Annotated in this window: 27 protein-coding genes and 1 tRNA gene; 12 read left to right on the top strand and 16 right to left on the bottom strand. The window is 57.4% G+C overall.

Annotation, left to right across the window (positions count from 1 at the left end; genetic code table 11):
• The 3 genes from purF to radA form a co-directional block, all read right to left on the bottom strand.
• Positions 1-1,452 carry an amidophosphoribosyltransferase gene (purF, locus tag FIL88_RS07980; RefSeq protein WP_142853502.1) on the bottom strand — a complete coding sequence of 484 codons (1,452 nt, stop codon included), beginning with the start codon at positions 1,450-1,452 and terminating at the stop codon, positions 1-3.
• A 173-nt stretch (positions 1,453-1,625) separates the two neighbouring features.
• Positions 1,626-2,228, bottom strand: a complete 603-nt coding sequence (locus tag FIL88_RS07975) for a CvpA family protein (RefSeq protein WP_142853219.1) — start codon at positions 2,226-2,228, stop codon at positions 1,626-1,628.
• A 50-nt stretch (positions 2,229-2,278) separates the two neighbouring features.
• On the bottom strand, positions 2,279-3,646 hold the full coding sequence (gene radA, locus FIL88_RS07970; protein ID WP_142853218.1) for a DNA repair protein RadA: 1,368 nt from the start codon (positions 3,644-3,646) through the stop codon (positions 2,279-2,281).
• A 130-nt stretch (positions 3,647-3,776) separates the two neighbouring features.
• Here radA and FIL88_RS07965 point away from each other — a divergent pair, with 130 nt between their 5' ends.
• Positions 3,777-3,995, top strand: coding sequence for a DUF6500 family protein (locus tag FIL88_RS07965; protein WP_142853217.1), 219 nt, complete (start codon positions 3,777-3,779; stop codon positions 3,993-3,995).
• Between the two features lie 98 nt (positions 3,996-4,093).
• Here the strand turns inward: FIL88_RS07965 and FIL88_RS07960 are convergent, their stop codons facing one another.
• From FIL88_RS07960 to FIL88_RS07935, 6 genes are all read right to left on the bottom strand, one after another.
• Complete coding sequence (locus FIL88_RS07960) at positions 4,094-4,540, bottom strand: paraquat-inducible protein A (protein ID WP_142853216.1); 447 nt, start codon at positions 4,538-4,540, stop codon at positions 4,094-4,096.
• Positions 4,541-4,552: 12 nt separating this feature from the next.
• Positions 4,553-5,095: a hypothetical protein gene (locus FIL88_RS07955; protein ID WP_142853215.1), complete on the bottom strand. Its 543-nt coding sequence runs from the start codon at positions 5,093-5,095 to the stop codon at positions 4,553-4,555.
• A gap of 142 nt (positions 5,096-5,237) precedes the next feature.
• Positions 5,238-5,984 (bottom strand): ABC transporter ATP-binding protein, encoded by a 747-nt coding sequence (locus tag FIL88_RS07950; RefSeq protein WP_142853214.1) that lies wholly within the window; start codon positions 5,982-5,984, stop codon positions 5,238-5,240.
• Positions 5,981-6,766 carry an MlaE family ABC transporter permease gene (locus FIL88_RS07945; RefSeq protein WP_142853213.1) on the bottom strand — a complete coding sequence of 262 codons (786 nt, stop codon included), beginning with the start codon at positions 6,764-6,766 and terminating at the stop codon, positions 5,981-5,983. The genes FIL88_RS07950 and FIL88_RS07945 overlap by 4 nt, the downstream gene beginning before the upstream one ends.
• Positions 6,763-7,812, bottom strand: a complete 1,050-nt coding sequence (gene alr, locus FIL88_RS07940; protein WP_142853212.1) for an alanine racemase — start codon at positions 7,810-7,812, stop codon at positions 6,763-6,765. The genes FIL88_RS07945 and alr overlap by 4 nt, the downstream gene beginning before the upstream one ends.
• Positions 7,813-7,892: 80 nt before the next feature.
• Entirely contained in the window at positions 7,893-9,107 is a 1,215-nt protein-coding gene (locus FIL88_RS07935; RefSeq protein WP_142853211.1) for a bifunctional alpha/beta hydrolase/OsmC family protein, read from the bottom strand.
• A 248-nt stretch (positions 9,108-9,355) separates the two neighbouring features.
• On the opposite strand from FIL88_RS07935, the gene FIL88_RS07930 reads away from it, so the two are divergent.
• Complete coding sequence (locus FIL88_RS07930; protein WP_142853210.1) at positions 9,356-10,132, top strand: heme-dependent oxidative N-demethylase family protein; 777 nt, start codon at positions 9,356-9,358, stop codon at positions 10,130-10,132.
• 552 nt (positions 10,133-10,684) lie between these two features.
• Here FIL88_RS07930 and glnA read toward each other — a convergent pair.
• Positions 10,685-12,091, bottom strand: a complete 1,407-nt coding sequence (glnA, locus tag FIL88_RS07925) for a type I glutamate--ammonia ligase (protein ID WP_142853209.1) — start codon at positions 12,089-12,091, stop codon at positions 10,685-10,687.
• Positions 12,092-12,126: 35 nt separating this feature from the next.
• Complete coding sequence (locus tag FIL88_RS07920) at positions 12,127-12,465, bottom strand: P-II family nitrogen regulator (protein WP_142853208.1); 339 nt, start codon at positions 12,463-12,465, stop codon at positions 12,127-12,129.
• A 181-nt stretch (positions 12,466-12,646) separates the two neighbouring features.
• On the opposite strand from FIL88_RS07920, the gene FIL88_RS07915 reads away from it, so the two are divergent.
• From FIL88_RS07915 to tig, 3 genes are all read left to right on the top strand, one after another.
• A complete protein-coding gene (locus FIL88_RS07915; protein ID WP_142853207.1) occupies positions 12,647-14,266 on the top strand; it encodes an NAD(P)H-hydrate dehydratase in 1,620 nt (539 codons plus the stop codon).
• A 169-nt stretch (positions 14,267-14,435) separates the two neighbouring features.
• A tRNA-Leu gene (locus FIL88_RS07910) sits at positions 14,436-14,520 on the top strand.
• Positions 14,521-14,542: 22 nt separating this feature from the next.
• A complete protein-coding gene (gene tig, locus FIL88_RS07905) occupies positions 14,543-15,874 on the top strand; it encodes a trigger factor (protein WP_142853206.1) in 1,332 nt (443 codons plus the stop codon).
• 162 nt (positions 15,875-16,036) lie between these two features.
• Here the strand turns inward: tig and FIL88_RS07900 are convergent, their stop codons facing one another.
• The 5 genes from FIL88_RS07900 to rpsF all read right to left on the bottom strand — a co-directional run bounded on the left by FIL88_RS07900 (position 16,037) and on the right by rpsF (position 18,813).
• The gene (locus FIL88_RS07900; protein WP_185960878.1) at positions 16,037-16,531 is read right to left on the bottom strand and encodes a lytic transglycosylase domain-containing protein; all 495 of its coding nucleotides are present in this window, start codon (positions 16,529-16,531) and stop codon (positions 16,037-16,039) included.
• A gap of 2 nt (positions 16,532-16,533) precedes the next feature.
• Positions 16,534-17,439: a bestrophin family protein gene (locus tag FIL88_RS07895; protein ID WP_142853205.1), complete on the bottom strand. Its 906-nt coding sequence runs from the start codon at positions 17,437-17,439 to the stop codon at positions 16,534-16,536.
• Positions 17,440-17,573: 134 nt separating this feature from the next.
• The gene (gene rplI / locus FIL88_RS07890; protein WP_142853204.1) at positions 17,574-18,200 is read right to left on the bottom strand and encodes a 50S ribosomal protein L9; all 627 of its coding nucleotides are present in this window, start codon (positions 18,198-18,200) and stop codon (positions 17,574-17,576) included.
• Positions 18,201-18,213: 13 nt separating this feature from the next.
• Complete coding sequence (rpsR, locus tag FIL88_RS07885; protein WP_005982441.1) at positions 18,214-18,441, bottom strand: 30S ribosomal protein S18; 228 nt, start codon at positions 18,439-18,441, stop codon at positions 18,214-18,216.
• A gap of 15 nt (positions 18,442-18,456) precedes the next feature.
• On the bottom strand, positions 18,457-18,813 hold the full coding sequence (gene rpsF, locus FIL88_RS07880) for a 30S ribosomal protein S6 (protein WP_142853203.1): 357 nt from the start codon (positions 18,811-18,813) through the stop codon (positions 18,457-18,459).
• 358 nt (positions 18,814-19,171) lie between these two features.
• Here rpsF and FIL88_RS07875 point away from each other — a divergent pair, with 358 nt between their 5' ends.
• From FIL88_RS07875 to mltG, 7 genes are all read left to right on the top strand, one after another.
• Positions 19,172-19,855, top strand: coding sequence for a hypothetical protein (locus FIL88_RS07875; protein WP_142853202.1), 684 nt, complete (start codon positions 19,172-19,174; stop codon positions 19,853-19,855).
• 89 nt (positions 19,856-19,944) lie between these two features.
• Complete coding sequence (fabD, locus tag FIL88_RS07870; protein WP_142853201.1) at positions 19,945-20,886, top strand: ACP S-malonyltransferase; 942 nt, start codon at positions 19,945-19,947, stop codon at positions 20,884-20,886.
• Positions 20,887-20,955: 69 nt separating this feature from the next.
• Entirely contained in the window at positions 20,956-21,693 is a 738-nt protein-coding gene (gene fabG, locus FIL88_RS07865; RefSeq protein ID WP_142853200.1) for a 3-oxoacyl-[acyl-carrier-protein] reductase, read from the top strand.
• A 220-nt stretch (positions 21,694-21,913) separates the two neighbouring features.
• Positions 21,914-22,147 (top strand): acyl carrier protein, encoded by a 234-nt coding sequence (locus tag FIL88_RS07860; protein WP_108856591.1) that lies wholly within the window; start codon positions 21,914-21,916, stop codon positions 22,145-22,147.
• A gap of 172 nt (positions 22,148-22,319) precedes the next feature.
• Positions 22,320-23,063, top strand: a complete 744-nt coding sequence (locus tag FIL88_RS07855) for a 1-(5-phosphoribosyl)-5-[(5-phosphoribosylamino)methylideneamino]imidazole-4-carboxamide isomerase (RefSeq protein ID WP_142853199.1) — start codon at positions 22,320-22,322, stop codon at positions 23,061-23,063.
• Between the two features lie 183 nt (positions 23,064-23,246).
• Positions 23,247-24,509: a beta-ketoacyl-ACP synthase II gene (fabF, locus tag FIL88_RS07850; RefSeq protein WP_142853198.1), complete on the top strand. Its 1,263-nt coding sequence runs from the start codon at positions 23,247-23,249 to the stop codon at positions 24,507-24,509.
• Positions 24,509-25,669 carry an endolytic transglycosylase MltG gene (mltG, locus tag FIL88_RS07845; protein WP_142853197.1) on the top strand — a complete coding sequence of 387 codons (1,161 nt, stop codon included), beginning with the start codon at positions 24,509-24,511 and terminating at the stop codon, positions 25,667-25,669. The genes fabF and mltG overlap by 1 nt, the downstream gene beginning before the upstream one ends.
• Positions 25,670-25,674: the final 5 nt, after the last annotated feature.

Here is a 25,674-nt window from a genome sequence, read left to right as displayed (position 1 = left end):
CTACTCCGCCGCCTTCAGCTCGAACCCTTTTTCAATCTGATCTGCGGGTGTCACCGGATATTCGCCCGAGAAACACGCATCGCAATATTGCGGGCAGTCTTTCTTGCGGCCTTCGGCTTCGCCAACGGCGCGATAAAGACCGTCGAGCGAGATGAATTTCAGGCTGTCGACCTTCAGGTGTTCGCACATCTCGTCTTCGGTCATCTGGGCCGCCAAAAGCTTGTCACGATTGGGCGTGTCGACGCCATAGAAGCAGGGCCATGCGGTGGGCGGGCTTGCGATGCGGAAGTGGACTTCTTTGGCACCTGCATCCAGCAGCATATCTTTGATCTTGCGTGTGGTGGTGCCGCGCACCACGCTGTCATCGACCAGGATCACGCGCTTGCCGCGGATCAGGGCGCGGTTCACGTTCAGCTTCAGACGCACACCCATGTTGCGAATCTGCTCGGTCGGCTCAATAAAGGTTCGGCCCATATACTGGTTGCGGATGATCCCCAGCGCATAAGGAATACCGCTTTCCTGACTGTACCCGATCGCCGAGGGCACGCCGCTGTCTGGGATCGGGCAAACCAGATCCGCTTCGACCGCAGTTTCGCGGGCCAGTTCCACGCCGATCTGGCGGCGGGTTTCATAGACGGAACGACCGCCATAAATGCTGTCAGGGCGCGAGAAATAGACGTGCTCGAAGATGCAGAACTTGGACGGCTGTGGGCGGAACGGGAAGCTGCTGTCGACACCTTGGTCCGTGATGACGACCATTTCACCTGGCTCGATCTCGCGAATGAAATCAGCGCCGATGATGTCAAGCGCGCAGGTTTCCGAGGAAAGAACCCAACCTTCGCCAAGCTTGCCCAATACCAGCGGACGCACCCCATGCGGGTCGCGCACGCCCATCAGTTTTGTGCGGGTCATGGCCACGACCGAGAATGCGCCTTCAACCCGGCGCAGCGCATCTTCCATACGTTCGGGGATGTTGCGCTGAAGCGACCGCGCCATCAGATGAATAATACATTCACTGTCAGATGAGCTTTGAAAGATCGAGCCACGCTCGATCAGCTCGCGGCGCAGGGCGTCGGCATTTGTGATGTTGCCGTTATGGGCAATCGCTGCCCCGCCCATGGAGAACTCGCCAAAGAAGGGCTGCACGTCGCGGATGACGGCCCCTTTCGATCCAGCAGTGGAGTAGCGGACATGGCCAATGGCAAGCGGGCCCGGAAGGGTCTCCATCACGCTGGCCTTGGTAAAGTTGTCGCGGACATATCCAAAGCGGCGGGCCGAATTGAAGCCTTCGTCAGGGTCGTGGCAGACGATGCCGCCAGCCTCTTGTCCGCGATGTTGTAGGGCGTGAAGGCCAAGAGCGACGAAATTCGCAGCGTCTTTCAGGCCGATGACGCCGAAAACGCCGCACTCCTCCTTCAGCTTGTCGTCATCAAACGGATGCGCAAATGGCATGGTGGAGGGGCAGGCAGGCGAGGTGTCGGACATGAGCAGCGGTCTCCGATTCCGTGGCGTTGGGCCTCTCTTACTGGACGGGTTCCGCCATGTCATCAAACTATCACAATCCGCGTGCGATTTCTGCGGCCCAAAACGAAACAACGCGCCCGAAGGCGCGTTGTGCAAGAGGTTTAGGAGTCGGTGCCTGTCGGTTCCGCTGGTGCGGTGCTAGGGGTTTCGCCACCCGAACAAGTGCCGACCAGGTTTTCGTATTTCTCAACGATCCAGCCCGGTGCATCTTCTGGGATCTGTTCGTTAATCTGATCCTGCGTGCGAGCAAAGATTTTGGCGGTGCGACTGTCATCGACCATCGGAATGGTGTCAGTGGTAACAATGCGGTCATAGACGACCAGCGCGATTGCCACGAGAATCAGACCGCGCAAAACGCCAAAAATGAAGCCAAGCGCCTGATCCAGCCCGCCAAGTGCTGAGCGTTGCACTGCGGAGGAGAATAGTGGTGTGAAAATCGATACGAGGACCAGTGCAAGGGCGAAGACGCCTGCGAATGCGGCGATCATCGACAACTCGCAGCTGTCTCCGATGAAATCCTTCAGCACAGGGACCTCTTTGATCAACGGCAGCGCGCGCGGCGCGAAAATGTAGGCAAGCACTGCGGCCGCAACCCAACCAACAATAGACATACCCTCGCGCACAAAACCGCGCGAATAGGCCAAAATCGCCGAAATCAGGATGACCGCGGCTACGACCCCATCAACTAGTGTAAAACCTTCCATGTTCTTCACTTCGGTTCAGGTCTTAGCCCGATACCGTCCCTGTTTTGAGCCTATCCGGCTCCGAATATTTCACCGACGAACCCGGCAAGGTCCGACATCTTCTGAACGTTCAGCCCAGATCCTGAGCCAGTCTTGCTGCGCGTTGGCGCTATCGCGGAAGTGAAACCAAGTTTTTGCGCTTCTTTCAACCGGTTTTCTGTTTGACCGACAGGTCTTAGGGCGCCTGATAGACTAATTTCTCCGAAAACCACAGTGTCTTTGGGGATCGAAGCATCCTCGCGCGCGGACAGTAGCGCCGCCGCCACAGCCAGATCCGCCGCGGGTTCCGAGATTTTCATGCCGCCGGCCACATTCAGATAGACATCAAGCCCGGCAAAGGGGATGCCGCAGCGGGCTTCCAACACGGCAAGGATCATTGCAAGGCGGCCGCTATCCCAACCAAGGACGGACCGGCGGGGCTGCGAATGCGGCGAGGGTGCAACCAATGCCTGCAATTCGACTAGCACCGGGCGCGTCCCTTCGATGCCTGCGAACACCACGGATCCGGGTGCCGGATCTTCGCGATCTGACAGGAACAGGGCCGAGGGGTTCACGACCTCAGATAGGCCCGCGCCGGTCATTTCAAATACGCCGATTTCATCTGCTGGGCCGAAACGATTCTTCACCGCGCGCAAGATGCGGAACTGGTGGCCGCGTTCGCCTTCGAAATAGAGCACTGTATCGACCATATGCTCGACCACACGTGGGCCAGCGATCTGGCCTTCCTTGGTGACGTGCCCCACCAGAATGACCGAGATACCGCGTTTCTTTGCAAAAGTGGTCAGTTCATGCGCTGCGGCACGGACCTGGCTGACCGATCCCGGCGCGCTGTCTACGTTGTCGGCCCACATGGTCTGGATCGAATCGATAATGGCAAGGGCAGGGCGCTCGGCATCCAGTGTCGTCAGGATGTCGCGCAGATTGGTTTCCGCCGCCAGCCGGACCGGGGCGTCCGTAAGGCCCAAACGCTGGGCGCGCATGCGCACCTGGGCCGAGGCTTCCTCGCCCGAGACATAGATCGTGGGCAGGCCCACCTGAGCGAATCGCGCGGCGGCTTGCAAAAGAAGCGTGGACTTCCCGATGCCAGGATCACCGCCCACCAGAATGGCGGATCCCGGCACCAAGCCACCGCCCAATACGCGGTCCAGCTCGCCCACGCCGCATTCGGTGCGCGGCGGCGGTGCCTCTTCAGTGGACAGGTCGGTCAGCGTGATGGACGCCCCGCGCGTGCCGCCAAGAGACTTCGTCGCTGGACCTGCGCTGAGGGGCGTATCTTCCGAAATTGTGTTCCATTCACCGCAGGCTTCGCAACGGCCGGACCATTTCGAAGAGCTGGCCCCACAGGCCGAACAGGTGAAGGTTTTTTGTGCTTTTGCCATGCAGTGTTTGTGCATGGTTGCGTTTGGACAGGCAAGCCCTTGATCCGCGTTTTGATTGTGTCGTATGGCATGCGCTTTCCTGATGTAATGCGAGGTCGTCTTCAGGGGGGCTAAACCAAGGACGAACACAATGCGTGAAGGCTTGAGGGCAAAGGCAATCGAGATCTGTGATGCGAAAATCGCCAAGAAGGGGGACACGGTTGGCCTGTCTTTCTACGCGTTCTTCGCAAATAAGAATGATGACCCAGAGCTGCTGATGGAAGCAGCGGAATGGTGGATCAAGACACACGAGCTTGACCACTTTGAGAAAGCCAAGAAAATACGCGAGATGATTGCATCTGGCCTGTAGAGCGCGTGATGGAATCGAGGGCTCCTGCCCGGCGTTGACCCCTTAAGGGATCGCCTTCGGTTGGGGGTGGCCGCGCGCTGGCGCGCGCGGCGGTTGCGTCAGGCTTTCTGGCGTTTCGCTGTCGTTATGCTGAGGGCAATTGAGGTGATCACACAGGCGGTGAAGAGGTAAAGGCCCCATCCGGTCTCGATCTTGGCAAGTCCGATGCCTTTGACCAGCACGATATAGAGCGCGATCAGGAAGATGTCGGCCATGGCGAGTTTGCCCAATATGTTGAACACGGGCAGCATCTTGCGGCGCATCATGCCGAACTGGATCAGCGCCAAGCCCAGTACTTTCATGATCGGGGCAAAGACTGCGAAAAACGTGACGAGTAGCGCGAGGACCACGTCGGTGTCCCACAGCGCTTGCAGGCCCGAAATCACGCTGACCTCTTTCAAGCCAAAGAGCGGGAGGTTGATGCCTGCCCGCATAAGCGGTGCGAACCACGCGATAGGGAAGGCGATGAGGAGGGCGAGGTTGAGGTAACGGAAAAGTTTCGACACAGAATGGACTTTCTAGCTACATGCAAGCAGGTCTGTGAGGCGTTTGCCAGTGTTCGCCTCAATGTCATGCATAACATCTGGGAGATTGGCGTCCATTGCCTCAATGAGTTGTTTTCCGCCGTCGTTGCAAATTCCGTTCTTTAACGAGGGTGATTGAGGCTGAAGGGACGAGAACGAAGCAGCAAAGGAAATGAGAAGAATGCTCAAGGCGGTTGAAGGCCAGAAATATTGGAAATCATCGGCGCTTGCGGAATCGTGTTTGCGTGGTTCGCCGATAAGAGGCGCGAACAACCCCAACAATCCAATGACAAACGCGGCTGACAAACCAAGTTTTGGATAGATTAATGAGAGTTCACTCGCGCTCCACTCGGTGGCCAGAGACAACAAGGGTACGCTTGCAAGATATGCCCAGCAAATAGCAGAAGAATAGTAAGCAAGGCGGAAAAACCTTGTCTGTCTTTTAGCAAGTAACACGGAAGAGATAAGCAGATTCATTGGGATCGGAAGGCTCAGAGGAAAAATCAGAATTTCCAAAAAGACAGAGGGTTCAATCATCAGTGTTTCGTCCTGAATCCAGGCTGCCGCGAAAAGTTCACGAAAGCGAATTCGGTAAAATATACATTTGGATGATATCTAGGGGTGATTGCGGCAGTAACAACTCTTTGTCTGAGACTTTTCGAGTTCAGGGCACGTTACACTATCGCACGGCCTCAATCGGCCCTTCAGCGCTTCCTGAAATAAACTGCGTCACGTAAGGGTCGCCCGAGTTGTCCATGTCGCTCACGGGGCCGGTCCATTGGATCTTGCCCGCGTGCAGCATTGCGACGTGGTCAGAAATCACGCGGACGGAGGACATGTCGTGGGTGATGGTCATGGCGGTGGCGCCCATTTCGACGACGATCTCGCGGATCAGATCGTTGATGACGCCGGACATGATCGGGTCAAGGCCGGTGGTGGGTTCGTCAAAGAAGATGATCTCGGGCTCGGCGGCGATGGCGCGGGCAAGGCCGACGCGTTTTTGCATGCCGCCCGAGAGTTCCGCCGGAAACAGGTCGGCCACGTCGGGCGTCAGGCCCACGCGGCGCAGCTTCTCGATCGCGATGTCGCGGGCTTCGTCTTTGGGTTTCGCCAGCGATCCACGCAGCAGGCGGAAGGCGACGTTTTGCCAGACGGGCAGGCTGTCAAAGAGGGCTGCGCCCTGAAATAACATTCCGAAACGGGCCAGAAAGGCGTCGCGTTCGGCTTTTGCAGTGTCTTCGCCATCCAGAGTGATGGATCCGCTATCTTGCGTCATCAGGCCAAGAATACACTTCAATAGAACGGATTTCCCGGTGCCGGAGCCGCCGATAATCACCATGCTTTCGCCACGGTTGATGGTCAGGTTTACCCCATCCAACACGCGTTTCGGGCCAAAGGCTTTGTGGACGTTTGTAAGTTCAATCATGTGGCAAAGAAGAAGCTTGTGAGAAGGAAGTTGGCGGCAAGGATCAGGACGGCTGCGGCCTCGACCGAGGTTTTAGTAGCACGACCGACACCCTGTGCGCCACGGCCAGAGCGCATCCCGTGATAGCAGCCCATGACGGCGGCGATAAAGCCAAAGGCCGCGCCTTTGATCAGCGACGACACGATGTCCGGGGTTTCGAGGAAACTCCACGTGTTGTTCAGGTAAGGCCCGGTGGCGAAACCCAACTGCTGGGTGCCGACGATGAAGCCGCCCATGATACCGATAATGTCCCCGATGCCCACAAGGACAGGCACAACCAGCGTGGCGGCAAGTACGCGTGGGGCGGTCAGATACTTCATTGGGTGCGTGGACAGGGTGACAAGGGCGTCGATCTGCTCGGTCACTTTCATGGTGGCGATTTCGGCGGCAATCGAGGACGTCACACGCGCAGCGATCATCAGGCCAACCAGCACCGGGCCAAGTTCGCGCACCATGCCGATGGCGACGATCTGGGGCACCACAGCCTCGGCCGAGAAACGCTGCCCACCAGAATAGATTTGAAGCGCCAGCGCTGCGCCGGTAAAGATCGCGGTCAGGCCGACAACGGGCAGGCTGAAATAGCCGATATTCAGGATCGCGTTCAGAAACTCGCGCGGATAGAAGGGCGGGCGGACGATGTGGCCGATGGATTGGCCCGCAAAGATTGCCACGCGCCCGACAAGGGCCAGAAACCCCAGCGTGACACGGCCAATTGTGGCCAGCGGTTTGGTCAAGGCGGTCATGTGCGCCCCCGTGCGTAATGGCGGTGATAGCGGTTGCCCAATTGGGTCAGGAATTCATAACCAATGGTCCCCGCAATTGCAGCCAGATCATCGACTGTTTGGTGATCAGACAGCATGGTCAGGGTTTTCGGCGTGTCGCGCAGATGCGTCACATCCACGCCGATCATATCCATCGAGACACGGCCAAGAATGGGGCAGGGTGTATCTTCGTGAAACAGGACGGCTTGGTTCGACAGGTGGCGGTTCAAACCATCCGCATAGCCCGCAGCGACAGTTGCAACACGCGAGGGGCGCTCGGCTTGCCATGTGTTGGAATAGCCGACGGTTTCACCTTCAGCGACATCGCGGATCTGAATGACCGGCAGGTCCAGATGGGCGACGGTTTGAGCGTCTTCGAACGGCAAGCCGCCATAAAGGCCAATGCCCGGACGGGTCAGGTCGAAGTGGTAATCCGGCCCCAACAGGATGCCGCCCGTCGCCGCAAGGCTGCGCGGGACGTCGACACCGGCGGTCATATCGTGGAACGCAGACAGCTGCTGGTGGTTCATTTGGTGGTCAGGGTCATCGGCGCAGGCAAGATGACTCATGATCAGGCGCGGGTTCTGCGGCAGAAGAATGTCACGCAGGGCGGCCCATTCGGCGGGTTCCATCCCCAGACGGTTCATTCCCGTGTCCAGCTGAATGCCAAACGGATGGCCGGGAAGGGCTTCAAGGTGGCGGGTGACTTGCTCGACCGAGTTTAGCATCGGGACAAGGCCCAGATCGTGGACCATATCAGTGTCGCCGGACATATGGCCTGAGAAGACGCTGATTTCAGGGCCGGGGCCAAGGGCTTCGCGCAATGCAGCCCCTTCTTCCGCGGCGGCCACAAAGAAACGCCGTGTGCCAGCAGCGGCCAAAGCCCGCCCAACTTTGCCCACGCCAAGCCCATAGGCATCGGCTTTTACCACGGCAGCGGTCTGAACCTCTGCCCTGCTTTTTGCATCCAGCGCCCGCCAGTTTGCGACTACTGCATCCAGATCAATTGTTAGTCTGCCCGTACTCATAAAGGCGTTGTTGACGGAGCGATGGCTCGGGTCAAGGTAAAAAGCGGATTGCGTAGGGCTGCACGCGGTTTTCCCCGCTGTCAGCCCGCCAAAACGGTCTGGATCAAGCTGGAGCTTTCGAGCGTGCGGTGAACCGGGCATCGGTCTGCGATTTCAAGCAGGCGTTGGCGTTGCTCGGCGTCCAGATCACCTGTCAGGTGGATCTCGCGGCGGAACGTATCGATCCGGTTTTTTGCGCCGGTTTCAGCGTCTTGTGCGTGCACTTTGTCATGGCTGACTTCAACACGGACGTGTTCCAGCGGCCAGCCCTTGCGGCGGGCATACATGCGGATGGTCATTGAGGTACAAGCACCCAGACCCGCCGACAAGAACCCATAGGGCGACATGCCCTTATTGGTGCCGCCATAGGCCAGCGGTTCGTCGGCGACCGTGTGATGCTTGGGACCAGATTGGATGTCTTGCAGGAAACCACGGGGGTCGGCCTCGGACACGCGCACAATGCCCTCGGGGGCACCGGGGGGCGGGGCCGGTGGGGTTAGATTTACATATTTCGCAGCCCAAGTGGCAATCACGTCGGCCACGTATTCAGCATCACCAGCGCCGCTGATCAAATGGTCTGCGTCATCCAATGTGACGAAGCTTTTCGGGTGTTTAGCCCCCATGAACAACGTGGCGGCATTGTCGATCGACACGATTTGATCGCGTGGGGCATGCAGGACCAGAAGGGCCGCATTCAGGGATTTTAGCGCGTCGTCCAGCTGGCTTTCCTGAACATCCTCTACAAATGCTGCCCCAACGCGGAAGGGGCGCCCGCCCAAACAGACCTCGGCTGCACCTTCGGCCTGAATGCCGGGCAGGGCGTCGGCGAAATTCTCGATCACATGCGAGGGATCAGCAGGCGCGCCGATCGTGACGACGGCTTGGATGTCGGTCAGCTGCGCAGCCGCTTTGATTACCGCAGCGCCCCCCAAGGAGTGCCCGATCAAAAGAGCGGGCGGGTATCCACGTTCGCGCAGGGCTTCTACGGCGTTCTCTAAATCCTGCACGTTCGAGGTGAAGCTGGTGTTTTCGAAATCCCCGTCCGAATGGCCAAGACCGGTGAAGTCGAACCGTAAAACAGCGATGCCAAGTGCGGCAAGCCGGGCCGAGATACGGCGGGCGGCAGCGATGTCTTTTCCACATGTGAAGCAATGGGCGAAAAGCGCAGTCGCAAGATGTGGACCATCGGGAAAATCTAGCCGAGCGGCAAGATCGTGGCCCGCGTGGCCGGGGAAGGTGAACTTCTCGGTTGGCATGGATGCTCCTGTCGTGGCCGTTGTGCGGTCAAATGATCCAAAGCGCGACCAGCGCGCGTTCGTCCGCAGCAGTAATATGGGTTGTTTCCATGAAGGTGGCGTATGGTGCGGGCGTGGACAAGGGGGAGGTTTGGAAGTTCACGCAAGGGTGAAGAAACGTAGGAAACGGTGAGTCTGCAGGTGACAAAACTCTTGCGTGACTGGGACTTGCCGCTCAGTGTTCGGGCTATTGAGCGATAGGAGGCTGAATGGTCGAGATTTGCCAGCAAGAACTTCCAATTCTGCCCTGGGCAGACCCCAAAACCGCGCGTCTTCCGGGGCTGAACCCCGTCGCGCCGGGGGAATGGCTGCTGATTGATGACGCGTATTGCATGCAAATGTCACACAGACTGTTTCTGATGCAGGAACATGCTGATTGCGTGCATAAGCTGTCGGAACAGGCGCGCCCTGCCGCGGAAGAGCTTTTGGATACGGTGCTGGCAGAGCTTGCAGAGACAGAAGGATTTGACGTTCACGAGGAGTGTGTGCTCTGCCCCGACGGTCGCCAGGCCGATCTGGATCGCGGGCAGCCTCTTTTGACGCTTGGAACGCTGGTTCAAGAGGACTTCGTTCTTATGCAAAAAAGCGGTGATGAGCACATCATGACAGGTGCGATCCTGTGTTTTCCGGCCAGTTGGTCTCTGGACCAAAAATTCATGAAAACATTAGACAAAATACATGATCCCGTCAGCGAATACACTCCGGATATCGCGCGCCGGGTCCAGCGTGTGTTTGATGGTATTCAAGTTGGGCGACCGATGTGGCGGGCAAACCATCTGTTCTATAATGACCCAGAACTGTTCCAGCCACGACGCGAGGAAGACCGGCGGGGCTTTGATGCGTGTCACCCACGTTGGCTGCGGGTGGAACGGCAGACGATGAAACGGCTTCCGACGACAGGCGCTGTCGTTTTTTCGATCCATACCTTTGTTTTATCAAGGCAAAGGTTGGAGGAATTGGGTATTCAGCAACCTGTGGGGGAATGATTAACACTCGTGTGATATACCGCCAGATGGACACGCTTGATTTGGAGAAAAATCAAGCATATGAGAGTTGCGGGCGTGTTGTGCCCAGGTGGGGGACTCATGAGTGAAATGTGGAGCGGAAGCGAGATATGAAAATTTTTGCATTGGGTGTGGCGGTTGCAGCCACTAGTGTAGTGGCAGGTTGCGTCGATAGATCGGCATATGAAAGCAATCCTGTCAAGATTAAGTCGCCTAAGGGGGAGGTGACGTGTCAGCTGTATACACGTGATCGTGTGCAGTGGGATGAATCGATTGCTGTGCCGCCGGGAATGTCCAAGGCGGAAGGGGATGCGCTGTGCATCCAAGAAGGGCACCGTCAGTTCCGTTCGACGCACAATCGCGTACGTCCGGCCAGCTGATTAGGCAATGACCTTGACCTTGAGTGGCCGCCAGAAAGATTGAACAAGGCGCCTTACTGGGCGCCTTTTTTGTTTTCTGGAGTGATTTAGAAGCGCATGGCCTAAACAGAAAAAAGGGCACCGAATTCGGTGCCCTTTTGTCGTATTGCTGTGATTAGCAGCTGTAGTACAGCTGATATTCAACTGGGTGGGGTGTGTGCTCGTAGGCGTAGACCTCTTCCCATTTCAGGTCGATGTAACCCTGAATCTGGTCTTTGGTGAACACGTCGCCAGCGGTCAGGAAGTCGTTATCGGCTTCCAGGCTTTCCAGAGCTTCACGCAGGCTTGCGCAAACGGTCGGGATGCCTTCCAGCTCTTCTGGCGGCAGGTCATAGAGGTTTTTGTCCTGAGCGGGGCCCGGATCGATCTTGTTCTTGATGCCGTCAAGGCCAGCCATCAGCAGCGCTGCGAAGCACAGATAGGGGTTGGCGGCCGGATCAGGGAAGCGCGCTTCAACGCGCTTGGCTTTCGGGCTTTCGGTCCACGGAATACGCACGCAACCCGAACGGTTCGAGGCCGAGTAAGCGCGCAGAACCGGGGCTTCAAAGCCCGGGATCAAACGCTTGTAGCTGTTGGTCGACGGGTTGGTGAAGGCGTTCAGGGTCTTGGCGTGCTTCAGGATGCCGCCGATGAACCACAGAGCTTCCTGCGACAGGTCAGCGTATTTGTCGCCTGCGAAAAGCGGCTTGCCGTCTTTCCAGATCGACATGTTCACGTGCATGCCGGTGCCATTATCGCCTGCGATCGGCTTGGGCATGAAGGTTGCCGTCTTGCCGTAAGCGTGCGCCACGTTGTGAATGATGTACTTGTATTTCTGCAGCTCGTCGGCCTGCTTGGTCAGGCTGTCGAAGATCAAGCCCAGCTCGTGCTGACAGGACGCAACCTCGTGGTGGTGCTTGTCAGTTTTCATGCCGATGTTCTTCATCGTGGTCAGCATTTCCGAACGCAGGTCTTGTGCGTCGTCAATCGGGTTCACGGGGAAATAACCGCCTTTGACGCCCGGACGGTGGCCGGTGTTGCCCATTTCGTACTCGGCGTCGGTGTTCCAAGCGGCGTCGATCGCATCAACTTCGAACGACACTTTGTTCATCGTATTCGAGAAACGTACGTCGTCGAACAGGAAGAATTCAGCTTCCGGACCCATATAGGCCACGTCACCGATGCCCGAGGACTTCAGGTAAGCTTCGGCTTTCTCGGCGGTGCCGCGCGGGTCACGGCCGTATTTCTCGCCGGTGTCGGGTTCGACGACCGAGCAGTGAACGCACAGAGTTTTCTCGGCGTAGAAAGGATCGACATAGGCGCTGGCGGTGTCGGGCATCAGTTTCATGTCCGAGCTTTCGATCGACTTCCAGCCGGCGATCGACGAGCCGTCAAACATAAAGCCTTCTTCCAGGAAGTCTTCGTCGACAAGGTCGCAATCCACGGTTACGTGCTGCAGCTTGCCGCGCACATCGGTGAAACGGATGTCAACATAGGCAATGTCCTCATCCTTGATCTGCTTGAGTACGTCTTGAGCGCTCATATCAGGTTCCTTTGGTTCGTGTATATTCGTGTGATTTACAGAGCATCGTCGCCGGATTCACCGGTGCGGATGCGAATGGCTTGTTCAACGGGGCTGACGAAGATCTTGCCGTCACCGATTTTGTCGGTCTTGGCGGCCTCGATGATGGCTTCGACGGCTTCGTCGACCTGATCATCGGCCAGAACGATCTCGATCTTCACTTTGGGAAGGAAGTCGACCACATATTCGGCGCCGCGATACAGCTCGGTGTGGCCTTTCTGACGGCCAAAGCCTTTCACTTCGATCACCGACAGGCCCTGCACACCAATGTCCTGCAGCGCTTCTTTTACTTCATCCAGCTTGAACGGCTTGATGATGGCTTCGATCTTTTTCATGGATAGCCCCCAGATTGAAACGTTGAGTGTCGAAACATCGTGTTGGGCATCAGTGACCACTTTCCTTGGGGATGGGCAATTGGCTAGGGTGGTGGTAGCGCACGCAGCAATGTGAAAAAACAAGCATGTGCCCAAAAATTAAGCAGTGCGCGCGAAGTTTGAGCAGAGTGAGAAGATTGAGATGAGCGAATTGCTGACAGCTGCCCAAATGCGCGCCATTGAACAAGCCGCGATTGAGTCGGACGAGGTCACCGGGCTGGAACTGATGGAGCGCGCGGGCAGGGGCGTGGTCGAGGCGATTTTTGAAGAATGGCCCGAGCTTGCCAAGACTTCTCACAAAGCGGTGGTGCTGTGCGGACCGGGGAACAATGGTGGCGATGGGTTCGTGGTCGCGCGGCTGTTGAAAAAATGGGGCTGGGAGGTTGAGGTGTTCCTCTATGGGGACGCCGAGAAGCTACCCCCGGACGCGCGGGTGAGTTATGGGCGGTGGGTGGAGTTGGGTGAGGTGAAGCCTTTAGGTGATGCCGATTTCGACATTGACCACGACATGGGGGCGAAAGTCGTCATTGATGCGATTTTCGGAACAGGTCTAAGCCGCCCATTTTACACGATTGGAGTAGTACAAGACACATTGAACTATTATTCTTCAAGCAAAGATATGCCCAATGTAGTTTCAGTGGATATCCCGAGCGGTATTTGCGCCGACAGCGGTCGATATATTGGGTACGATGATGAAAACCCATTTGATAGCTGTGTTTGGGCAAACCTGACGGTCAGTTTTCATAGCGAAAAGCTTGGACATCGGTTGTCCCTAGGGCCGATAGGTGTGCAGAAAATCGTTGTTAAATCCATCGGAATTGGGCGCGATCTTAAGCAAAGATGGGAGGAAACGACGCCAATCTCGACTCCGGACGCAACTCGTGGAGCTGGGCAGGTGAACGGGATTGTTAAGTTGGTCAGCAAGCCCACTTGGATTGGAAAAAACTACGGGTGGAACAAATTCTCCCACGGCCACGCCCTCATCCTCTCTGGCACGTCGGGCAAAGGCGGCGCGGCGCGGCTCTCGGCCCGTGGTGCGCTGCGCATCGGGGCAGGGCTTGTCACTGTCGCCCCGACACCCGGTGCACTGCAAGAAAATGCAGCGCGGTTGGATGCGGTTATGTTGTCTCCAGTGGGGGACGCACAGACATTGCAGGCTGTGCTGGCGGACGAGCGCTTCAATGCGTTGTGCCTTGGTCCCGGCTTGGGCGTGGAACGTGCGCGGGACTTGGTGCCGGTGGCCTTGGCCGCGAAACGTGCGACTGTGCTGGATGCGGATGCTCTGACGGCGTTCAAAGATGATCCCTCCGCGCTGTTCGACATGCTACACGAAAACTGCGTGCTGACCCCACATGCGGGCGAGTTCGCGCGGCTGTTCCCGGATATTGACAAAAAGCTGAACGCGCCTGCCGCCAAGGGTCCCGCCTATTCCAAGGTGGACGCGACCCGAGACGCTGCTGCGCAGGCTGGCTGTGTGGTCTTGTTCAAAGGGCCGGACACGGTGATTGCGGCACCGGATGGGGCGTGCTCGATCAACTCGGCGGCCTATGAACGGTCCGCTCCGTGGTTGGCCACCGCCGGATCAGGCGATGTGCTTGCGGGCTTTATCACCGGATTGCTCGCGCGGGGCTTCGCTCCGATGCCCGCCGCGGAAACCGCCGCGTGGCTGCATGTGGAATGTGCGCTGGAGTTTGGGCCGGGGCTGATCGCCGAGGATTTGCCGGAACAACTGCCCTCGGTCTTTCGCAGATTAGGAGCGTGACCGCCTGATTCTGGGTGCTCTACCGGACCACCCAGACGAAAGAGCATGAAATTGCGCAAACTCCCGCCGGATAAGGGCGCTTTTCCTCTCGCATCCTGCGCGCACTGGTGCTAGAAGGGCGCGAATTCGGACGGCCCCGTCCACAAAACGTGGGCCGTCCTCGGTTTTAGCGGGTGTGGCGAAATTGGTAGACGCACCAGATTTAGGTTCTGGCGCCGCAAGGCGTGGGGGTTCAAGTCCCTCCACCCGCACCAAAATTGAAAGAAGGACGAGACGATGCAGGTCACCGAGACCCTGAACGAAGGTCTGAAACGCGGCTACAAGATTGTGGTTCCGGCCGCTGATCTGGACGCTAAAGTCAACGAAAAGCTGGTTGAAGCGCAGCCCGAAGTCGAAATGAAAGGCTTCCGTAAAGGCAAAGTGCCGATGGCTCTGCTGAAAAAGCAGTTTGGCCAGCGCCTGATGGGCGAAGCCATGCAGGAAGCTGTTGATGGCGCCATGAACAAGCACTTCGAAGATTCGGGTGACCGTCCGGCCATGCAGCCTGACGTGAAGATGACCAACGAGGACTGGAAAGAAGGCGACGACGTCGAGATCGAAATGTCGTACGAAGCCCTTCCCGAGATCCCCGAGGTCGACCTGAAAGGCATCAAGCTTGAGAAGCTGGTTGTGAAAGCCGGTGAAGGCGAAGTTGACGAAGCGCTGGCCAATCTGGCCGAGACCGCTCAGGACTTCAAAGATCGCAAAAAAGGGTCGAAGTCGAAAGACGGTGACCAGGTTGTGATCGACTTCCTGGGCAAAGTTGACGGCGAAGCCTTCGACGGTGGTGCTGCTGAAGACTACCCGCTGACGCTTGGTTCGAACTCGTTCATTCCGGGCTTCGAAGAGCAGCTGGTTGGTGCCAAAGCTGGCGAGGAAGTTGAAGTCAAAGTGACTTTCCCTGCCGAGTATGGTGCAGAAAATCTGGCTGGCAAAGACGCTGTGTTTGAATGCACCGTGAAAGAGGTCAAAGAGCCTGTTGCCGCCGAAGTAAACGACGAACTGGCCACCAAATTCGGTGCCGAAGACCTGAATGCTCTGAAAGAGCAGATCGGCGAGCGTCTGGAAGCAGAATTCGCTGGTGCGGCCCGTGCCGTTATGAAGCGTGGTCTGCTGGACGAGCTGGACAAGCTGGTTTCCTTCGACCTGCCGCCGTCGCTGCTGGACGCCGAAGCTGGTCAGATTGCACACCAGCTGTGGCACGAAGAAAACCCTGATGTGCAGGGCCACGATCACCCGGAAATCGAAGCCACCGACGAGCACAAGAAACTTGCCGGTCGCCGCGTGCGCCTTGGTCTGTTGCTTGCCGAACTGGGCCAAAAGGCCGAGATCGAAGTCACCGATGCCGAGATGACGCAGGCCGTGATGAATCAAGCCCGTCAGTACCCGGGGCAGGAACGTCAGTTCTTTGAATTCGTTCAGCAAAATCCGCAGATGCGTCAGCAACTGCAAGCGCCGATCTTCGAAGACAAGGTCGTGGACTATGTCTTCGAACTGGCCGAGGTTTCGGAAAAAGAAGTTTCGAAAGACGATCTGCAGAAAGCCGTTGAGGCTCTGGAAGACGAGTAAGTCTTACCGCCAGACACTAAAAAGGCCGCTCCAAATCGGGGCGGCCTTTTCGTTTTTGTGCGCATTTTCTTGTCGAAAATATTCTGGGGTGAGGCCGCTCGAATTTCGAGTGGCCGAGGGGCAAAGCCCCTATAGGCTCACGAAGTGAGCCACCAACAGCCCTTAACCTGGCCGCAACCCCGTTTCGACCAACAGACCTAGTCGTTTGGCCTCATAATAATACCCGCGCGCATACCAGCCCATCGCAGCATCGATGTCTCCACCAGATACAATATAGGCACCGCGCAGGTATTTGCCCGCGTACTGAAGGTTCACATCTGGATCCAGAAGCTCTTCTGCCGGGCCGCGATGGCCCATGGTGCGCGCGGTCTGGGGCAGGATCTGCAGAAGTCCCCAATAGGGTCCATTGCGCGCCCAAGGGCGGTGCGTGCTTTCACGGATGGCCTGACGATGGACCAGCTCACGCGGGATGTCATAGTGGTCAGCCCATTTGTTGATCAATGCCCGCAGCTCGGGTGTTTCATTGGGATACAGGGGCGGGTCAAAACTGTCCGACACGAGCGGGCTTGTGAAGTCGTCATCGCCCCCGCCGCCACAGGACATCAGGGGCAGCGCAAGTGCACAGGAAATAAGGGAACGTCGAGAGATTTGGGGCATGGCTAGGTGATCACTTGGTTGATGGGTTGCATTGGGGCAGGTGGGACACGTCCCAGCGCTTCTGCCATGGATATTTCAACCGTCCGGCACATCGCGTCAAGCGGAAGCCCGTTTTCGATGTTCTGGAAGGGCATTTCCAGCTCATTGGTCACGGCTTGCAGTCCGAAGAAGACATAGGCAACGGCAGCGGCCAGTACGGGCGCGAAACCTCCGGTCGCGTCCAGCAGCGCGAAAGGCAGAAGCCAGCAATAGATATAGGTCGTGCGACGGACCAGAAGCGAATAGACGAAGGGAAGGGGCGTGCTGGCGATCCGTTCGCAGCCCGCTTGGGACAGGGTCAGTGCTGCAAGGCTGCGTGACAGCTCGATCTGTCCAAAGCCCGAGATCTGCTCGGCCCGCGCCAGATCGCCAATCTGCTGCGCCGCGTGTTGAAGAGCTGCATTGGCGGGGTTTTGATGCTGGCAGAGATTTTCGCTGAGATCAGGCCCAATCCACGGCTCGGCTTCAGGGCGTGCATCCAGTTTGCGCAGAAAGCCCCGATGTAGATGGATGCTGGCCATGACGGTCGAGATAAGGCGGCCCTTCGCATCGGAATCAACCATAAAGATCTGCGCATTGCGACCCAGGCTGCGCATATCGGCGATCATCTTGCCCCACAGGACACGTCCCTCCCACCAGCGATCATAGGCTGCGTTGTTGCGAAAGCCCAAAAACAAAGACAGAGCGACACCGAAAATGCCCATTGCCGTGATCGAAATACGCGGAAGTGGTGTTACGAGCAGGTCTATCAGGAAGACCACGAATGATAGTGCTGAAATCAGCAGGACCTTCGGGCTGATCTTGGGAACAATTGATCCCTGCATCTCTAAGAACAGTTGGAACGACGAGGGTTGGTCTTTGACTATCATTTGATTCCCGTTCTTTGCCGGAATTCATTGCTGTGGGTAGCAGGAATGTCAAACAGGTGTCGTCTGCGAAAGGACACTTCCAAAGAAAAAGGCCGCTCGTATGAGCGGCCTTTCTGGTCTTGTGTCGGGGAAGATTACTCTTCTTCCGAAGCCTCTGCGGCAGGAGCGTCGTCGCCAGCCGGGGCCAGGTCGTCGTCTTCCGATGCAGCAGCACCGATATCGTCGAACAGCTCGGCGATCTCGAACTCGGCTTCAGCTTCTGCTTCAGCGGCCAGTTCTTGGATCGACTTGCCAGAAGCCTGCAATTCGGCTTCTTCTTCCGAGCGAGCCACGTTCAGGCCAATCTCGGTTTCGACTTCCGGGTGCAGACGTACGGTGACGGTGTGCAGGCCCAGATATTTGATCGGAGCAGTCAGGATGATCTGCTTCTTGTCGACGGTGAAACCAGCTTCAGTGGCAACATCTGCGGCGTCACGCGGGGTGACCGAGCCGTAAAGTGCACCAGCATCCGAAGCCGAGCGAATCACGATGAACTGCTCGCCGCCCAGCTTTTCAGCCAGTGCGTCTGCTTCTTTCTTGGTTTCAAGGTTGTTGGCTTCCAGCTGAGCTTTCTGAGCTTCAAACGACGCGATGTTTGCGTCCGAAGCCGACAGGGCTTTGCCCTGGGGCAGCAGGAAGTTGCGTGCGTAACCGGGCTTTACGTCAACGACGTCGCCCATTTGGCCCAGCTTGGCCACACGTTCCAGAAGGATAACTTGCATTGATCAGGTCCCCTTACTTAACGGCGTAGGGAAGCAGAGCAAGGAAACGGGCGCGCTTGATAGCACGGGCCAGTTCACGCTGCTTCTTTGCCGAAACGGCGGTGATACGCGAAGGAACGATTTTGCCGCGCTCAGAGATGTAGCGCTGCAGAAGACGGGTGTCTTTGTAATCGATCTTCGGTGCGTTGTCGCCCGAGAAGGGACATACCTTGCGGCGACGGAAAAACGGTTTAGCTGCCATGAGTTAGACCTCCGATTAACGGTCACGGCCACGGCGGTCGCCGCGTTCGTCACGTTTTTGCATTTGAACAGACGGGCCTTCGGCGTGATCGTCGACCTTGATGGTCAGAACGCGCATAACATCGTCATGCAGGCGCATCAGGCGTTCCATTTCCTGAACAGCGCCCGACGGTGCGTCGGTCTTCAGGAAGGCATAGTGGCCTTTGCGGTTCTTGTTGATCTTGTAAGCCATCGTCTTGACGCCCCAGTACTCGCTGTCAACGACTTTACCGCCGTTGTCACCCAGTACGGTGCCAAAATGTTCGATGAGGTTCTCAGCCTGCGCGTTGGACAGATCCTGACGCGAGATGAAGACATGCTCGTAAAGGGGCATGTGAACTCCAGTTCTATTTTCAAGCGCGCTTCAAAGAATGGGTCAAAACCTTTCCGCGACCCATCCACGAGAGGCAACGCGGTTCATTCACTTACGGAAAGGACGGTGCCTTATACACGTCTCGCCAAGTGGCGCAAGGCTTTTGCAGGTGTTGGTGCGCCGCCGTTAGGGATTTGGTGACGTTTGTGGCGCTGGTCCAGTTTGCGCAAACTATGGCCTCGCATTGACCAATCTGCCGCCCAACTTCCGTCACAGTTCAGGTTGATTTCTTAACCAACGCCCCAGTCGGGCAAGAGTACTTATCTCGGATACAGAAGATCGTATCTGACCGAACGTTGAAACAGGAAGGTCTGTTCCCATGACAATGGTTTCTCCGCTACCTTATATTGATGCAGCTAACGTGAATTCGGCTCAGCCGGTTCTATTAAGCCCAGCTAAGTGGGGCTATTCACTGGTAGATCAGCTGGATGAGGAAGCCAGCGGGCCGTTGTTGCGGAAGTTTTGTCGGTTCTTCGGTATTACGCTGGCCTTGTCTTCCGCGGGTTTGTGGACTGTATCCCACACTGCAGTTGTGCCTGATCTTGTGCTTCTGGTAATGAAGCTAGGCCTGACGTGCTTCTTCGTCGGTCTGGGGGGGCTGCTCTTTATGTTCGGTCGCTGCCGTGGGGATGCTGTGACGCAAGTCGACCTGTTCAAACGCTATTTCCGTCGTGGTTATGTCACATCAAAGAATGAGTTTGAGGTGGACGAAGCGGTGCCATTCGAGGATGTCACCGGCGTTTTGTTAGTCGCAGAAGATGTACAAGGTCTTGGTGGGGACTGTGGTCAGGCTAGCTTGTATCTACGCCTTGAAGACGGTGCAGACAATATGACTGCGATTGAGATTTTGTCTGGTTCGGAAGAGCAATTGCGCCCCATCCGCGCACGCCTTCTGCGCGATTTGAAAAACGCTCGTGGCGGTCTGCCGGTGCCCAGCTTTGAAAGCCGCCGAACCGGTGGAAAGTTCCTGGGCGCTGACGGTGTTGCGCTTCGTGTGGCCTGATCCGAGCCAGAACTACTCCAAACAGATTGCACAGCGGCGCGGCGCACGGTATCTCCTTCCCTAAAGTCATAGGACGAAGAGGAGGGGCCATGAGCCGCGCATTCGTATTTCCCGGGCAAGGGGCCCAAAGTATCGGCATGGGCAAAGCCCTTGCAGACGCCTATCCCACCGCTAAAGCAGTGTTTGACGAGGTTGACGAGGCGCTTGGTGAAAAGCTGTCCTCTTTGATCTGGGAGGGTGAGCAAGACGAACTGACCCTGACCCAGAATGCGCAACCAGCTTTGATGGCCACATCTTTGGCTACGTTGCGTGCGCTTGAGGCAGAAGGTGTCACAAGCGACGCGGCCTCGTACGTTGCGGGGCATTCGTTGGGCGAATATTCGGCACTGGCTGCCGCTGGAACGCTGAGTGTTTCAGACACCGCGCGTTTGCTGCGGACTCGTGGAAAAGCCATGCAAGACGCCGTGCCGGTCGGCGTTGGTGCGATGGCGGCCTTGTTGGGGTTGGATTTTGAAACTGCGGCCGAGGTCGCTGCAGAAGCGGCGCATGACCAGATTTGTCAGGCGGCCAATGACAATGACCCTGCGCAGGTTGTTGTCTCAGGACACAAAGAAGCGGTCGAACGTGCGGTCGAGATTGCCAAGGGCAAGGGCGCACGACGCGCTGTCTTGCTGCCGGTAAGCGCTCCGTTCCATTGCGCCTTGATGCAGCCCGCCGCCGAAGCTATGGCTGAAGCACTGTCACATGTGGAAATGGAACGTCCTGTTGTGCCATTGGTGGCAAATGTTCGCGCAGCAGAGGTGTCAGATCCTGCCGTAATCCGCTCGCTTTTGGTCGAACAGGTGACGGGATCCGTCCGCTGGCGTGAAAGCGTGGCGTGGATGGCCGAACATGGCGTGGACGAGATTTGGGAGATCGGCGCCGGCAAGGCGCTGTCCGGTATGATTAAGCGGATCGACAAGACGGTCGCGACGCGTGCAATCGGAAACCCAGATGATGTGAAGGCCGCTGCTGAAGCGCTGAACGGATAATCACAACATATTAGCCGGTCCAATGCCCTAAAGTTGGGTGTGGCCGGAAACGTGAAGAAGGATAAGCAGATGTTTGATCTGACTGGAAAAAATGCCCTCGTTACTGGCGCTTCCGGCGGTATTGGCGGCGCAATCGCCAAGGCGCTGCACGCGGCGGGCGCAACTGTGGCGCTGTCGGGAACGCGTGTCGAGCCGCTTGAGGCGTTGGCCGCTGAGCTGGGCGAGCGTGCCCATGTGCTGCCCTGCAACTTGTCGGACGCCGAAGCTGTTGACGCCCTGCCCAAACAGGCCGTGGAAGCCATGGGCGGGGTCGATATTCTGGTGAACAACGCCGGGATTACCCGCGACCAGCTGTTCATGCGCCTGTCGGATCAGGATTGGGATGACGTGATCAACGTGAACCTGACCTCGACCATGCGTCTGTGTCGGGGCGTGATGCGTCCGATGATGAAGGCGCGCTGGGGGCGGATTATCAATATCGGTTCGATTGTTGGTGCAACCGGCAATCCGGGGCAGGTGAACTATGCGGCATCGAAGGCCGGTATGGTCGGTTTGACCAAATCCATTGCCTATGAAGTTGCCAGCCGTGGTATCACTGCGAACTGCATCGCGCCGGGCTTTATCGGTACGGCGATGACGGACAAGCTGACCGATGATCAAAAGTCGGGCACGCTGGCGCAAATCCCTGCTGGCCGCATGGGTGCGCCCGATGAAATCGCAGCAGCCGTTCTATACCTTGCATCGAACGAGGCAGGCTATACGACTGGCGCCACACTTCATGTCAATGGCGGCATGGCCATGTTGTAACTGTGCGCGGCTAAGTGGAATAAGTTCCGACTTGGCCCTTGCACAGCGAAAGCGTTTGCCTATCTTCTTCGATGTGTTATAGGCGGCGCAGGTTTACCCCATCAGCCCAAACTGGGCAGTCCATATGGGCTGGGGATCTCGGCGTTACGCGCGGGAAACTTAGCGGCCCAAACGGGTCAAACGAAAAGGGCCAAGCCCTGAACTAACGTGAGGATTGATCATGAGCGACGTCGCAGATCGTGTGAAGAAAATCGTAGTTGAGCACCTGGGTGTTGAAGAGGACAAGGTCACCGAGACCGCCTCGTTCATCGATGACCTGGGCGCAGACAGCCTGGACACTGTAGAGCTGGTTATGGCTTTCGAAGAAGAGTTCGGCATTGAAATCCCGGACGACGCTGCTGAAACCATTCAGACCTTCGGCGACGCTGTGAAATTCATCACCGAAGCTGCCTGATCTTTCAGGACGCAACAGTTTCAAAAACGGCCTACCATCGGGTGGGCCGTTTTTTTGTGCGAAATCGCCCCATCAGGCCGCTTTCAGTGCGTATTGGGCCGAATTTGGGCGCACATGCGAGGATGTGCTAAACTTCACTAAACCATCACTGGTTTGGCGAAGGAGGCGTTCCATGATTATTTATCCAACACTCGAATTGCAGAACGGTCGTTGTGTGACGTTGCATCGCGGTCGTCTTGAAGAGCCCTCGATCTGGCATGTGGATCCGGTGGAAACCGCACAGGGGTTTGCCGAAGCAGGTGCTGAATGGATCCAAGTGACCGATTTTGATGCCGTCGCAGGCGAAGGCGATAATGCCGAGCTGATCGAGGCGATTATCAACTCGGCCGGTTGTTCCGTTCAGGTCGCAGGCGGCATACGTACCCGAGATATGGCAGAAACCTGGATCGAGAAAGGCGCAGGGCGTGTGGTTGTCGGAACCGTCGCTGCACGCGATCCAGCCATGGTGAAAGAGCTTGCCAACCGATACCCGGATCAGATCGTTCTGGCGGCAGATGTCTGGCAGGGGAACCTGATGACGGACGGATGGCGCAATCCGGTCGCCATGTCCCCGGAAAGCTTCCTTGCGTCATATGCAGACGTACCGCTGGCCAGTGTTCTGATCACGGATATCGACAGCGATATCGAACAGCCGGATGCTCAGCTTGGTCTGCTGAGCGCACTTGCGGGCGAGACAAAGCATCAGGTGATTGCGGCTGGCACCATCCACGAGCTGGATGACGTGGCGCGGCTGAAATACATCCCGAACATTGCCGGTACATTGATCGGGCGTGCGTTGTTTTCCAAGAACGTTGATCTGAACGAAGCTTTGGCCGTCGCACGGCCCGAACCGGAAGCCAAGGCAGAGTTCATCTAAGCATTGAGGGCGGGCGCAACTGCTGGTGATCGCGGGTGTTCTGCGGTCGCCACCCTGCATTGCTTGGATAAGGGCTTAGAACGATAGGCGGGCATCCACCGCTGATCGGATTCGGCTTGCCCCGCTATGCCCAGCCGCGCTATCACCTCCGAGACATTTGAAAACCTGAGAAAGGGCACCAGAATGCGTCGAGTGGTTGTAACAGGATTGGGTATGGTTTCTCCGCTGGCAAGCGGCGTCGAGGAAACATGGGAGCGTATTCTGGACGGACAGTCCGGTGCTGGGCCGATCACAAAGTTTGATGCGTCGCGTGTGACCACGAAATATGCCTGCGAAGTGCCATTGGGCGACGGGACGGATGGGACGTTCAACCCGGATGACTGGATGGCGCCGAAAGAGCGCCGCAAAGTCGATGATTTCATTCTGTATGGCCTGGCTGCGGCTGAAATGGCTGTGAAAGACGCGGATTGGATGCCCGAAGATGAAGAAAGCCTGTGCCGTACGGGCGTAATCATCGGGTCGGGTATTGGCGGTCTGTCGACCATTGCGGATACGTCGATCCTGCTGAACGAGCGCGGTCCGCGTCGTGTGTCGCCCTTCTTTATTCCTGGATCGTTGATCAACCTGATCTCGGGTCAGGTCTCGATCAAGTTTGGCTACAAAGGGCCGAACCACTCGGTTGTGACGGCCTGTTCGACTGGTGCGCATGCTATCGGCGACGCGAGCCGTCTGATCCAATCGGGCGATGCGGATGTGATGGTTGCAGGTGGTGCCGAGGCCGCGATTTGTGAGCTGGGCATCGCAGGGTTCAATGCCTGCAAAGCACTGTCGACCAAACGCGAAGACGATCCGCAGGCCGCAAGCCGCCCCTATGACGAAGACCGTGATGGTTTCGTTATGGGCGAGGGCGCAGGCATCGTGGTTCTGGAAGAATACGAGCACGCGAAAGCGCGTGGTGCGAAGATCTATGCCGAAGTGCTGGGCTATGGCCTGTCGGGCGATGCCTATCACATCACGGCACCAGCCGAAGATGGCGACGGTGGTTTCCGTGCGATGCAAGCGGCGCTTGGCAAAGCCGGACTGGAGCCGTCGGCGATTGACTATATCAACGCGCATGGCACATCGACAATGGCCGACACGATCGAGCTGGGCGCGGTCGAGCGTCTGCTGGGCGATGCGGCTGACACGGCGACCATGTCGTCGACCAAATCCTCGATCGGTCACTTGTTGGGGGCCGCAGGCGCTGTGGAGGCGATCTTCTGCATTCTGGCCATTCGTGACCAGATCGCGCCACCAACGATCAACCTGGACAACCCGGCAATCGCGCCGCGCCTGTCGCTTGCTGCCAACAAGGCGGAAGAGCGCGAGATCAACGTGGTGCTGTCCAACAGTTTTGGCTTCGGCGGCACAAATGCCAGCCTTGTCATGGGGAAGGTTTCTGACTGATGTGGCGCAATATCGCCTCGAACGCGCTGAGCCTGTTCATTGTCGTACTGATCGTCGCGGTCGGTGTGGTGGCCTGGGGCCAAAAACAATACACAGCTGACGGCCCTCTGGCGCAAACCATTTGTCTGCGTGTCGAGCGCGGCAGCTCGTTCTCGCGCGTGTCGCGGGATTTGGAAGCACAGGGTGCGATTTCGAACGCGTCCATTTTCCGTATCGGTGTAGAGTATTCCGACAAGAAATCTGCACTGAAGGCCGGATCGTTCCTTGTGCAGGACGGTGCCTCGATGGAAGAGATCGTGGACATCGTCACGCGCGGTGGGGCATCGACTTGTGGCACCGAGATCCTGTATCGCGTCGGTATTCTTGCAGCCGAGGTCCAGGTACGTGAATTGGATCCGGCGACGCAGGATTACAAGATCACTGCCGAGTTTACCCCGGCGGAGCTTGAGGGCGAAGTGCCCGCAACATACCTTGAGAAGCGCGACGAAAGCGATACCCGTTTCCGGATCGCCCTGGCGGAAGGTGTGACCAGCTGGCAAGTTGTGGACAGCTTGAACCGGGCCGATTTCCTGTCGGGTGAAATCGCTGGCTTGCCTGCCGAGGGCAGCCTTGCGCCAGACAGCTATGAAGTGAAGGCCGGTGCGGACCGCGCGGCTTTAATCGCGTCGATGCAGGACGCACAGGTCGACATTCTGGCTGACGCATGGAACAACCGCGCGGCGGATCTGCCCTATGCGAGCGCAGATGAAGCTTTGGTCATGGCGTCCATCGTCGAGAAAGAAACCGGACTGGCCGAGGAACGCCGTCAGGTTGCTAGTGTCTTTGTGAATCGTTTGAACCAAGGGATGCGTCTGCAGACGGACCCGACTGTCATCTATGGCATCACCAAAGGGCAGGGCAGCCTTGGGCGCGGTCTGCGTCAAAGCGAATTGCGTCGTGAAACGCCGTACAACACTTATGTGATCGACGCGTTGCCACCGACCCCGATCGCCAATCCGGGCCGCGCCGCGATTGAAGCCGCGTTGAACCCGGACAGCACGCCGTATTTGTTCTTTGTGGCTGACGGCACTGGCGGTCACGCCTTTGCGGAGACCTTGGCACAACACAACGCCAATGTGGCGGAATGGCGCAAGATCGAAGCCGAGCGCGCCAACCAGTAAAGCGT

It is taken from the genome of Aliiroseovarius halocynthiae (assembly GCF_007004645.1).
Taxonomy (GTDB): Bacteria; Pseudomonadota; Alphaproteobacteria; order Rhodobacterales; family Rhodobacteraceae; genus Aliiroseovarius; species Aliiroseovarius halocynthiae.
The sequence above is the reverse complement of the archived record's forward strand: the minus strand, read 5'-3'. Positions and strand labels throughout refer to the sequence as shown.

Coding starts and splice junctions, on each gene's coding strand:
- purF (WP_142853502.1), bottom strand. CDS start 1,452: ATGCCATTTGCGCATCCGTTTGATGACGACAAGCTGAAGGAGGAGTGC.
- FIL88_RS07975 (WP_142853219.1), bottom strand. CDS start 2,228: ATGGAAGGTTTTACACTAGTTGATGGGGTCGTAGCCGCGGTCATCCTG.
- radA (WP_142853218.1), bottom strand. CDS start 3,646: ATGGCAAAAGCACAAAAAACCTTCACCTGTTCGGCCTGTGGGGCCAGC.
- FIL88_RS07965 (WP_142853217.1), top strand. CDS start 3,777: ATGCGTGAAGGCTTGAGGGCAAAGGCAATCGAGATCTGTGATGCGAAA.
- FIL88_RS07955 (WP_142853215.1), bottom strand. CDS start 5,095: ATGATTGAACCCTCTGTCTTTTTGGAAATTCTGATTTTTCCTCTGAGC.
- FIL88_RS07950 (WP_142853214.1), bottom strand. CDS start 5,984: ATGATTGAACTTACAAACGTCCACAAAGCCTTTGGCCCGAAACGCGTG.
- FIL88_RS07945 (WP_142853213.1), bottom strand. CDS start 6,766: ATGACCGCCTTGACCAAACCGCTGGCCACAATTGGCCGTGTCACGCTG.
- alr (WP_142853212.1), bottom strand. CDS start 7,812: ATGAGTACGGGCAGACTAACAATTGATCTGGATGCAGTAGTCGCAAAC.
- FIL88_RS07935 (WP_142853211.1), bottom strand. CDS start 9,107: ATGCCAACCGAGAAGTTCACCTTCCCCGGCCACGCGGGCCACGATCTT.
- FIL88_RS07930 (WP_142853210.1), top strand. CDS start 9,356: ATGGTCGAGATTTGCCAGCAAGAACTTCCAATTCTGCCCTGGGCAGAC.
- glnA (WP_142853209.1), bottom strand. CDS start 12,091: ATGAGCGCTCAAGACGTACTCAAGCAGATCAAGGATGAGGACATTGCC.
- FIL88_RS07920 (WP_142853208.1), bottom strand. CDS start 12,465: ATGAAAAAGATCGAAGCCATCATCAAGCCGTTCAAGCTGGATGAAGTA.
- FIL88_RS07915 (WP_142853207.1), top strand. CDS start 12,647: ATGAGCGAATTGCTGACAGCTGCCCAAATGCGCGCCATTGAACAAGCC.
- tig (WP_142853206.1), top strand. CDS start 14,543: ATGCAGGTCACCGAGACCCTGAACGAAGGTCTGAAACGCGGCTACAAG.
- FIL88_RS07900 (WP_185960878.1), bottom strand. CDS start 16,531: ATGCCCCAAATCTCTCGACGTTCCCTTATTTCCTGTGCACTTGCGCTG.
- FIL88_RS07895 (WP_142853205.1), bottom strand. CDS start 17,439: ATGATAGTCAAAGACCAACCCTCGTCGTTCCAACTGTTCTTAGAGATG.
- rplI (WP_142853204.1), bottom strand. CDS start 18,200: ATGCAAGTTATCCTTCTGGAACGTGTGGCCAAGCTGGGCCAAATGGGC.
- rpsR (WP_005982441.1), bottom strand. CDS start 18,441: ATGGCAGCTAAACCGTTTTTCCGTCGCCGCAAGGTATGTCCCTTCTCG.
- rpsF (WP_142853203.1), bottom strand. CDS start 18,813: ATGCCCCTTTACGAGCATGTCTTCATCTCGCGTCAGGATCTGTCCAAC.
- FIL88_RS07875 (WP_142853202.1), top strand. CDS start 19,172: ATGACAATGGTTTCTCCGCTACCTTATATTGATGCAGCTAACGTGAAT.
- fabD (WP_142853201.1), top strand. CDS start 19,945: ATGAGCCGCGCATTCGTATTTCCCGGGCAAGGGGCCCAAAGTATCGGC.
- fabG (WP_142853200.1), top strand. CDS start 20,956: ATGTTTGATCTGACTGGAAAAAATGCCCTCGTTACTGGCGCTTCCGGC.
- FIL88_RS07860 (WP_108856591.1), top strand. CDS start 21,914: ATGAGCGACGTCGCAGATCGTGTGAAGAAAATCGTAGTTGAGCACCTG.
- FIL88_RS07855 (WP_142853199.1), top strand. CDS start 22,320: ATGATTATTTATCCAACACTCGAATTGCAGAACGGTCGTTGTGTGACG.
- fabF (WP_142853198.1), top strand. CDS start 23,247: ATGCGTCGAGTGGTTGTAACAGGATTGGGTATGGTTTCTCCGCTGGCA.
- mltG (WP_142853197.1), top strand. CDS start 24,509: ATGTGGCGCAATATCGCCTCGAACGCGCTGAGCCTGTTCATTGTCGTA.